Origin of the sequence: Streptomyces sp. NPDC052107 (genome assembly GCF_040680215.1) — a bacterium.
GTDB lineage: Bacteria > Actinomycetota > Actinomycetes > Streptomycetales > Streptomycetaceae > Streptomyces.
The window spans coordinates 79,541-89,268 of record NZ_JBFAWG010000028.1 but is presented as its reverse complement, the minus strand read 5'-3'; the positions used below and the strand labels follow the sequence as shown (position 1 = coordinate 89,268).

Sequence of the window (9,728 nt, the reverse complement as noted above, 5' to 3'; positions counted from 1 at the left end):
GTGGCCGTTTCTGAGCGGCCGTTTGTGACAGCGGCAGTAAGCGGCTTATCGCAAGTGCGCGATGCACGTGGGTCCGGTGGTGCAGCGTTCGCGGAGGAACGCGCTGGTGGGGGAGGCGGTGTCCCGCATGGTGGTGACCGCTTCATGGCTGCGCGCGGGTTCCGTGATCCGGCCCGTGCGCTCCACCCCTGCTCCTGAAGCACTTTCAGCAGCATCCTGAGACGCGTGGGCCCACCGGGGCCCACGCCTCGCACCAGGTGGCTACCTGCTTCCGAACCACCAGAAGATGAGGACACCCAAGCCTGTGGTGCTGGCCTGCTCCAAGTGCAGGCGCGACACGACGGGTGCCGTGGGCGTATGACGCCGAAGTCTCGGTGACTGTTGACCTTCCACGTTGACAGGACTCCTTCAGGTCAACCACAGCGGCCTCATATGCATGGCCGACAGGCTCTGAGCAGTTGCCCCAGCAATGAGGAGAGCCGTTATGAACGACTATGACGTGACAGGCCACTCGTCGCCCGAGTCGACCGCTACGAGAACACCCGTCCACGCGCCTATGTCCAGCGCACGGCGATTGCTGCGGAAGAAGGGCGGATGGATGGTGACCGCCGGGCTGACGTGCGCCCTGGCTGGACTCACCGTGGGCTGCACGTCCGACGCGGCGGCTTCCTCGTCGTCTCTTTCGACCGCGGCCACGTCCTCACCGACCGCAGCGCCCACGAGGCCCGCAGGCTCCGGCGGCGGGGCTCGGTCCGGGCCGGCCACCGGGGGTGCGACCGGAATCGTCGACACCACGTCCACGTCCGGCTTCACCATGTCGACGGCAACGGGCGCGGCGGTGACCGTCGACGAGACGTCCTCCACGAAAACCCTCGGAGCTTCGGCCAAAGCCGTGAAGAAGGGCGCAAGCGTCCTCGTCCTGGGGACGGTGGACAGCGCGACCATCACGGCGGCGCAGGTCATCGTGCAACGCGGGGGCGACGGCGGAGCCGCGGCCGCCAAGGCGGCAGGAGTGATCCCCTTCCAGCAAGGGACGCCGTCACCGTCGAAGTCGGTCGGCCAAATCCCGGACTACACCGAGGGAGAAGGGATTATCGTCAGCGGAACGACGGCGTACAAGGCGGTGAATGCCGCGCAGGCCATCGTCCCTGGCGGCATCAACGATCGTGTGGTGAAGCTGAGCGACGGCGAGTACGAAGTCCACAACATCAGCGTCAACTGGCCGCACCACGTCTTCGTCAGCAAGGACTTCAAGGTCCTCGGCTACGAGTAGCCGCCGCAACGGGGCGCCGGTGCCCATGACTAGCTCGAGAGGCGTGTCGCCAGGGGCAACCCGGCCTTTAGTCCGACCATGACGAGGGGCTGCAAGAGCTGGGTGCTGTGGCCAACCTCTGGCCCAAACGCCATATGCGCGCGACCTGCGGATGGCGAACCCCCTGGTCAGCGGACTTTCGGGTAGCCCTTGCTCGGCGGTCTTGAAAACTGTCGTGGCAGCGATGTCACCGTGGGTTCAAATCCCACCGCCTCCGCTCACTGAACAGTGAGAACGGCCCCTGACCTGGGTGTTTGGTCGGGGGCCGTTCTAGTTCCTACTGCTGTTCCCCGTCGTTCCCCATCACATCGGGCACGGATGGGGCACGATCGGGAGAGGGAGAAGGCGCGAGATGTTGGTCAAGCCGGGCAGCGAGCTGTTCCCTCAGAGGATGAGCTCTGCTTTCTCTGTGCGAAGCCGTTCAGTGACGACGGCCAAGCGGTGCGGTGGACGGGCGTAGGGGTGTCCATCTACCTTGTGGGGCTCAAAAACACGAATCCTCGTCCCGCTTTGAAGGCCGTCGCAGCAGAGGATCGGGAGCACAGGACCCCGAGCAGCGGCTCTGCCGCGTCTGGGATCGTGCTTCGTGATCCTGTCCACGGTGTACGCCGTCACCCGCCGCCTGCTGTCGCTGCCTGCGTTGCTGCTGCGGCGTGACGTCACGAAGGACGCGGAGTTGCTGGTGCTGCGCCACGAGAACGCGGTCCTGCGTCGACACGCCCCACGCCTACGCTACGAACCAGCCGACCGCCTGTGGTTCGTCGCGCTCTCACACCTGATACCGCGCCGCCGTTGGGCCGAGGTCTTCCCGATGACCCCGGCCACGTTGCCGGCCTGGCACCGCAAACTCGTCGCGAAGAAGTGGGACTACAGCCAGCGTCGCCGCCCCGGACGTCCGCCCATGGGCCCCGCAGTCAAAAACCTGGTCTTGCGCGTGGCGGCAGAGAACCCGGGATGGGGCCATCGACGCGTTCACGGCGAACTCACCCGCCTGGGCCACAAGATGGCCGCCTCCACCGGGTGGAACATCCTCAACCAGGCCGGCATCGACCCCGCCCCACGTCGTACCGGACCAACCTGGAGGCAGCTCCTCGCAGCCCAGGCCGAGCACATCGTCGCTGTCGACTTCCTGCACATCGACACCATCAACCTCAAAGGCATCTACGCCCTGGTCATGCTCGAACACGGCAGCCGCCGTGCGCACCTGCTGGGCGTCACCGCCGACCCCACCGGCCCATGGACCACCCAGGCCGCCCGCAACCTTCTCATGGACACCGGTATGAACATCGCCAGCATCAAGTTCCTGATCCGTGACCGCGGCAGCCAGTTCACCGACACCTTCGACGCCGTCTTCGCCGACGTCGGCCTGCGCGTCCTCAAAAGCACGCCCCATGTCCCGAAAGCGAACGCACACTGCGAAAGGTTCATCGGCACCCTGCGCCGCGAGCTCCTCGAGCGGACACTCATCCTCAACGAACGGCACCTGCGCCGAACCCTCACCAGGTACCTGGAGCACTACAAGGGGCACCGGCCTCACCGTGCACTGAGCTGCTGCATGGCGGCGTTGGAGGGTGTGCGGTGGGCCGGCGGTCAGTCCAGGCTGCTCAGCAGCGTCCGGCCCTCCTCCCGGGCGGCGGCCACCGCCGGCTGCCCGAGTCCGCACAGGCGCAGGCACGACGACGCGATGGCCTCGGTGTCAGCCGCATCCGGCTCACGGGAGCGCCGTATCTGGATGACAACCTCCACCAGCTGGATCAGCAGTTCACCGAGCCGCTCGGCGGGCAGGCCGCGCGTGACGTCCTCGGTCGCCGCCAGGGTGCCCAGCGTGCCGTAGCTCGACTGCAGACGACCCCGCTCGGCCCGGAAGGCGTCGAACCGCTCGGCCTGCACTTCCGGCAGCAGATAGAGAGTGCCGATGTTGTACGGAGTGCGGGAGAGGGTGCGTACGTCCATAGCGGCCACGGCGTAGAGTGCGGCGGCCGCATCCGCTTGCTCGGGCACCAGGGCCCGGATCCGGTCCACCATCTGCAGACTGGGCCGCACGGACGTCGCCAGCAGCTCGGCGAGGATCTCCTCCTTGGTGGCGAAGTGGTAGTAGAGCGAGGCCTGCCTGATGCCGACCCGCTCGGCGATCATGCGGGTGCTGGTGCTGGTGATCCCATGGTCGACGAAGAGCGCCCCGGCGGCGTCGAGGATCTGTTCCCGGGCGGAGGTGCCATGGTCGGACGGCGGCGTGTGCCGGGGCCTGCCTTGACGGGGACGCGTCGTCGTCATGGCCCCATCCTGCCACCAGGTGTCCGCCCTGCGGCCTCCGGTCACGCGGACGCCGTGTACGCCCGCCAGCCACCGAAGCGGGTGATGTCGGGCGCGCCCTCGACGGCGTACGGCTCGACGAGGAAGCCGCAGACCTGCCGCCCGTCGGCCAGTTCGACGGTGCCGATGGTCATCGGCGCGGGCACGGCGGCGGTGAACGCCCCGAACCCGGCTGCGGGCAGCCGCCAGATCTCGCCCTCGATGCCCGTCCGCGCGTCGCCGCCTGACGAAGTGGCGTGACCCGCCCCGGCGCCGGCGTCCCGCCCGCCCTCGGTGACCCGGAGCAGGCCCGGCTTGGGCGGCTCGGTGGCCAGGGCGTACAGCCGGTAGCCGCCTGCGGTGCGGGCCGGGCCGGTCAGGGTGCCGCCGGCCTGCACCAACTGGGCATTGAGGGGCTGACCGGTGAGGTGGGCGCCGACCACGAACAGGTCGAGCCCAGGGTTGGCGAACCGCTCGGCCAGCGCGGCCAGGGCGCGGTCGGAGAAGGCCGGTCCGGTGAACATCACGCTGAACGGCAGGCCGTCCACGAACCCGGCGGGAACGGCGAGCGAGGCGCAGTCCAGCAGGTTGGCGAAGTTGGTGAACCGTCCCAACCGGGCGTTGGCGCCGACCGGGTCGGCCGCCACCTCATCGAGGGTGGGATGCCAGGTGGTGGTCGGCGTCAGGAGAGCTGTACAGCCGTCGAGCACCGTGCGTCCGGCGGCTCCGAGCGCGGCGAGCCTGGCGGTGTCGGCGGCCCAGTCGGCGGCGGTCTTCTCCCGGCCTGCCAGCACGATGGCGGCGACGGTCGGATCGAGGTCCGCCCCGATCAGGTCGCGGTGCTTTTCCAGATGCGCGCCCACGGCGGCGTACCGCTCGGCGACGAACGCGCCGCCGTACAGCAGGTCCGCGGCCTGAAGCAGCGGGGTGATGTCGGTTTCGACGATCTCCGTCCCGGTGCCCGCCAGGCGGGCGACGGCGGCGTCGAAGGCTTCGCGCCAGCCGTCGGCCATGCCGTTCAGATGCTCCCCGGCCGGTACGGCGATCCGCGGGCGCGCGGGGGGCGGCGGAAGCTGGGTGCCGGTGCGGGAGAGCGGATCGGCCGGATCGGGGCCTTCGATGAACTCCGCGGCGGTGCGGGCGAGTTGCAGGTCGCGGGCGAAGACGGTCACGCAGTCGAGCGTGTAGCAGGCGGGGACCACCCCGGTCACGGGCACCAGACCCTTGGTGGGCTTGACGCCGACGATGCCGTTGAGGGCGGCGGGCACCCGCCCGGAGCCGGCCGTGTCGGTGCCGAGCGCGATGTCGGCGACGCCCAGCGCCACCGCGACGGCGGATCCGGAGGACGACCCGCCGGAGATGCGGGCCGCGTCCCAGGCGTTGCGCACAGCGCCGTAGGGGCTGCGGGTGCCGACCAGGCCGGTGGCGAACTGGTCCAGGTTGGTCTTGCCGAGCACCACCGCGCCGGCCGCGCGCAGCCGCGCCACCGCGGGCGCGTCGGCCTGCGGTTCGTAGGCGTACGACGGGGCGCCCGCGGTGGTGGGGAGGCCGGCCACGTCGATGTTGTCCTTGACGGCTGCCACCAGGCCGGCCAGCGGCAGCGCCGGGTCGACACCGGCCGCCTCGGCGAGCACCTCCTCGCGTGGCCTGAGGTGGATCCAGATCTCGGGCCGGCCGACGCCCTCGATCCGGTCGTAGGCGGCCTGGACGCGTGCGGTCGGTGTCATGGCGTTCATGCCCGCACCGCCGCGAGGATCTGGCCGGGGGCGACCTGCTCACCGGGCTTGACGTAGATCTCCAGCAGTGTCCCGGCGGTGGGGGCGTTCACCTTGGACTCCATTTTCATCGCCTCCAGGGAGAGGATCGCATCGCCGCTCGCGATGGTGGCGCCTGGCTCGGCGGCGATCTGCCAGACCGTGGCGGTGTACGGCGCGGTGACCGGGACCGCCCCGTCCGGCAGGGTGACGGCGGCGGTGGCGGTCACGGGTTCGGGATCGTCGGCGCGGTCGAACTCTCCCGCGGCTCGCCAGCGTTGCTTCTCGGCCTCGAAGGCGGTGCTCTGCCGCCGGCGGAACGCGGCGATCGAGTCGGCCTCCGCGGCGAGGAAGGCGTTGTACTCGGCGATCGAGAAGGTGCCCTCCTCGGTCGCGAAGTCACCGCGCCCGGCGTCGGTCTCGGCCCGCAGTTCGAGTAGTTCCTCCGCGGTGACGGGATACCACTCGATGCGGTCGAAGAAGCGCAGCGCCCACGGCGAGTCCCGGAACAGGCCGCCCTTACGGAACCGGTTCCAGATCTGCACGGTGCGGCCGACGAACTGGTAGCCGCCGGGGCCTTCCATGCCGTAGATGCACAAGTAGGCGCCGCCGATGCCGACGGAGTTCTCCGCGGTCCAGGTGCGGGCCGGGTTGTACTTGGTGGTCACCAGGCGGTGCCGTGGGTCGAGCGGGGTGGCGACGGGGGCGCCGAGATAGACGTCGCCGAGGCCGAGCACCAGGTAGGAGGCGTCGAAGACGGTGCGGTAGACGTCGTCGGCGGTCCGAAGGCCGTTGACACGGCGGATGAACTCGATGTTCCACGGGCACCACGGGGCGTCGTCGCGCACCCCGGCCATGTACCGCTCGATGGCGAGCCGGGTGGCCGGGTCGTCCCAGCTGAGCGGCAGCCGCACCGTGCGGGAGGGGACCACCAGTTCGTCGCTGGGCGGGACTTCGTCCTCCAGCTCGCGCAGCAGGGCGGTGAGGTCACGGGCCTTCAGCCGCCGGGCATCGGTGTGGATCTGGAGGGAGCGGATGCCCGGGGTGACGTCGAGGATGCCGTCGGGCGCGTGGCCGGCGAGAGTCTCCTGCAGGGCGTGGACCCGCATCCTCAGGCCGAGGTCGAGGACCATGGGGCCGTACTCGACCAGGACGTTGTCGTCGCCGTCTCGGCGGTAGGTGACGGCGGGGCGGGCATCGGTGGCCTCCAGGCGGCCGAGTACGCCGTCGTCGCCGTCTCCGCCCGTGCTGATCAGCGTGGGGGAGGAGCGGCGGGCATCGAGGGCGGCCGCCTCGGCTTCCCTGACCGGTACGAAGCGGACGGTGTCGCCGGGGCGGAGCTGGCCGAGTTTCCACAGTTCGCCGCTGGCGACCACCGCGGGGCAGACGAACCCGCCGAGGGACGGACCGTCGGGGCCCAGGATGATCGGTGTGTCGCCGGTGAAGTCCAGGGCTCCCACCGCGTATGGCGTGTCGTGGATGTTGGAGGGGTGCAGGCCCGCCTCACCGCCGTCCTGGCGGGCCCACCGCGGCTTGGGCCCGATCAGGCGGACGCCGGTGCGGGCCGAGTTGTGGTGCACCTTGTATTCGGTGGCGTAGAGGGTGTCGATGTCCCCGCGGGTGAAGAACTCGGGCGCCGCGTGCGGCCCTTCGGTGACACCGATCCGCCAGCACGAGGTGATCGCCGGCCGGCGCTCGGGCGGGGTCGGGCCACCACCGGCCGTCGCCGAAGCTCCGGGTCGCAGCACATCCCCGGCGCGCAGCGCCCGACCGCCGTGCCCGCCGAAGCCGCCGAGGGTGAACGTCGAGGCGCTGCCCAGGTATTCGGGTACGTCGATGCCGCCCCGGACGGCCACATAGGTGCGCAGACCCGGCCCCCGGCAGGCGCCCAGCACCAGGGTGCCGCCGGCCGGGACCGTGACGGGCTCCCACAGGGCTGCCGCGCTGCCGTCCACCGTGACCGGGACGGGGGCGCCGGTGACGGCGACCACGGTGGCGGCCGAGAAGCGCAGGGTCAGCCCGCCCGCGGTGACCTCCAGGCCAGGCGCCTGGGCCGGGTTGCCGACGGCCAGATTCGCCTCGGCGAAGGAGACGGCGTCGAAGGGGCCGCTCGGCGGTACGCCCACGTGCCAGTAGCCGAGCCGGCCCGGAAGGTCCTGGACGGTGGTCATCGCGCCCGGCACCAGGACGTCGACGCGCGGCTCGGGGTCGACGGTGGTGGCGAGCGTGCTGGTGCTGTGCACCGCCTCGCGCACCTCGCTCCGCACGGCCAGCTCGCGCAGCAGGCCCAGGTTGGTGACGATACCGTCGATCCGGCTCGCGGCCAGGGCCTGGCCGAGCACGTCGAACGCGGCGTCCCGGGTGGGGCCCCTCGCGATCACCTTGGCGAGCATGGGGTCGTAGTACGGCGAGACCTCCAGACCGGTTTCGGCAAAGCCGTCGACGCGCACGCCGGGCATGTTGTCGGCGCCCTGGCCGGGGAAGGCCGCCCGGGTGATCAGGCCCGAGGACGGCAGCGAGTCCTTGCCGGAATCCTCGGCGTAGACGCGAGCCTCCACGGCATGCCCGGCGGGCGTCCACTCCCGCCCGAACACCGCGTCCTCGACCCGGCCGTCGCGGGCCAGGACGAGCATGAGTTCGACGAGGTCGACGCCGTACGCCTCCTCGGTCACCGGATGCTCGACCTGGAGGCGGGTGTTGACCTCCAGGAAGGCGGCCTCCTCGCGCACGGGGTCGTAGACGAACTCCACGGTCCCCGCGCCCCGGTAGCCGACCGAGGCGAGCAGCCGGCGCGAGGAGTCGTGCAGCAGTGCCCGCACATGAGGAGGCAGGGCCGGGGCCGGGGCCTCCTCGACGACCTTCTGGTTGCGGCGCTGCAACGAGCAGTCGCGGTCGCCGAAGACGGCGATCCGGCCGGTGCCGTCGCCGAAGACCTGCACCTCGACATGGCGGGCGGGGCGCACGAGGCGCTCCAGGAACACCCCGGCGGACCCGAAGTTGGACTCCGCGAGCGCCGCGACGCGGGCGAATGCCTCGCGCACCTCGTCGGCGGTGGCGCAGGCCTGCATGCCGATGCCGCCGCCACCGCCGGTGGCCTTGACCATCACGGGCAGCCCGATCGACTCGGCCGCGGTGACAGCCTCCTCGGCGCTTGCCAGCAGTTCCGTCCCGGCCAGCAGCGGCACTCCGGCGGCCTTGGCCAAGGCGCGTGCGGTGTGCTTCTCACCGAAGGCGGTGATCTGGTCGGCGGTCGGTCCCGCGAAACGCAGACCGGCCTCCTCGACGGCACGGGCGAAGACGGTGTTCTCGGAGAGGAAGCCGTAGCCGGGGTGGATGATGCCCGCGCCCTGGGCGAGCGCGGCCTCGATGATCGCCTCGCCGCGCAGATACGACGCGCGGGCGGGCGCCGGACCGAGGCGGACCGCGTGGTCGGCCTCGCGGACGTGCGGGGCGGCCCGGTCGGCGTCGGAGAAGACGGCGACGGTGCCCAGGCCCATCTTCCGGGCGGTGCGGATCACACGGCGGGCTATCTCACCACGGTTGGCGACGAGAACGGCGGTGGGGCGGATCACGCGCCCTCCTTCGCGGTGCGAGCGGCGTGCGCGGACCGTGAGTCACCGGCGACTGGTGCCGGCTCCACGACGATCATCCGCAGCGGAGTGGGGTTGAAGTCGTTGCACGGGTTGTTCATCTGCGGGCAGTTGGACACCATCACCAGCACATCCGTCTCGGCGCGCACCGCAACCCGACGGCCCGGCGCCGACATGCCGTCCACGATGCCCAGCGCGCCGTCCGCCTCGACGGGCACGTTCATGAACCAGTTGAGGTTGGAGACGATGTCCCGCACCCCGAGGCCACGCCGGCCGGCCTCGGCGAGGAAGTTCTCACGGCAGCCGTGCTGGAACATCACATGATGGCCGTAGCGCAGGGTGTTGGACTCCTTGCCGCACGCGCCGCCGATGGTGTCCTGGCGGTCGACCTCGTTGGCGACGACGGTCATCAACGGGCGACCCTCGCTGCTGCGCAGCACGGTGCCGGTGCGCACATAGGCGTTGCCCTGCCAGGCCAGGGTGTCGGGGACGCTGTAGCGTTCCTCGGGATCGTCCGCGTTGTAGAGCAGACAGTCGGCCGACTGGTTGCCGCCGACGTCGACGATCGTCAGGACGTGCCCCGTCCGCACCACCGCCGACCAGGGCGCGTTGGGGGCCACCGTCTCGTTCAGGACGACGGCGCCCTCGACCAGGCTCGCTCCCCGGTCCAGGGGAGAGCCCTCCGCGTACACGGCGCCCACGGGGACGGTGGAGGCGACCGTGCCGCCGGCGGCGGTCGGGTAGTTGACGGGCGTGGTCTCGGTCCGCGTGCTCGCCATG

At 70.9% G+C, this 9,728-nt stretch carries 6 protein-coding genes and 1 pseudogene; 2 read left to right on the top strand and 5 right to left on the bottom strand.

The window, feature by feature from the left end:
- Positions 1-492 precede the first annotated feature (492 nt).
- Positions 493-864, bottom strand: a complete 372-nt coding sequence (locus AB0M27_RS26765; RefSeq protein WP_365724828.1) for a hypothetical protein — start codon at positions 862-864, stop codon at positions 493-495.
- Between AB0M27_RS26765 and AB0M27_RS26760 the strand changes: the two genes are divergently transcribed.
- Together AB0M27_RS26760 and AB0M27_RS26755 are read left to right on the top strand one after the other, a co-directional pair.
- Entirely contained in the window at positions 839-1,273 is a 435-nt protein-coding gene (locus tag AB0M27_RS26760) for a hypothetical protein (RefSeq protein ID WP_365724827.1), read from the top strand. The genes AB0M27_RS26765 and AB0M27_RS26760 overlap by 26 nt on opposite strands.
- Positions 1,274-2,123: 850 nt before the next feature.
- A pseudogene (locus tag AB0M27_RS26755) lies at positions 2,124-2,801 on the top strand (integrase); the annotation flags it as partial.
- A gap of 101 nt (positions 2,802-2,902) precedes the next feature.
- Here AB0M27_RS26755 and AB0M27_RS26750 read toward each other — a convergent pair.
- From AB0M27_RS26750 to AB0M27_RS26735, 4 genes are read right to left on the bottom strand one after another with little or no spacing between them, the layout of a single operon-like run.
- Positions 2,903-3,586, bottom strand: a complete 684-nt coding sequence (locus AB0M27_RS26750; protein ID WP_365724825.1) for a helix-turn-helix domain-containing protein — start codon at positions 3,584-3,586, stop codon at positions 2,903-2,905.
- A gap of 41 nt (positions 3,587-3,627) precedes the next feature.
- Positions 3,628-5,331, bottom strand: a complete 1,704-nt coding sequence (locus AB0M27_RS26745) for an allophanate hydrolase (protein WP_365724841.1) — start codon at positions 5,329-5,331, stop codon at positions 3,628-3,630.
- A 5-nt stretch (positions 5,332-5,336) separates the two neighbouring features.
- Positions 5,337-8,930, bottom strand: a complete 3,594-nt coding sequence (gene uca, locus AB0M27_RS26740; RefSeq protein ID WP_365724823.1) for an urea carboxylase — start codon at positions 8,928-8,930, stop codon at positions 5,337-5,339.
- The gene (locus AB0M27_RS26735; protein WP_365724821.1) at positions 8,927-9,727 is read right to left on the bottom strand and encodes an urea amidolyase associated protein UAAP2; all 801 of its coding nucleotides are present in this window, start codon (positions 9,725-9,727) and stop codon (positions 8,927-8,929) included. Before AB0M27_RS26735 ends, uca begins: the two co-directional genes overlap by 4 nt.
- Between the last annotated feature and the right edge of the window lies 1 nt (position 9,728).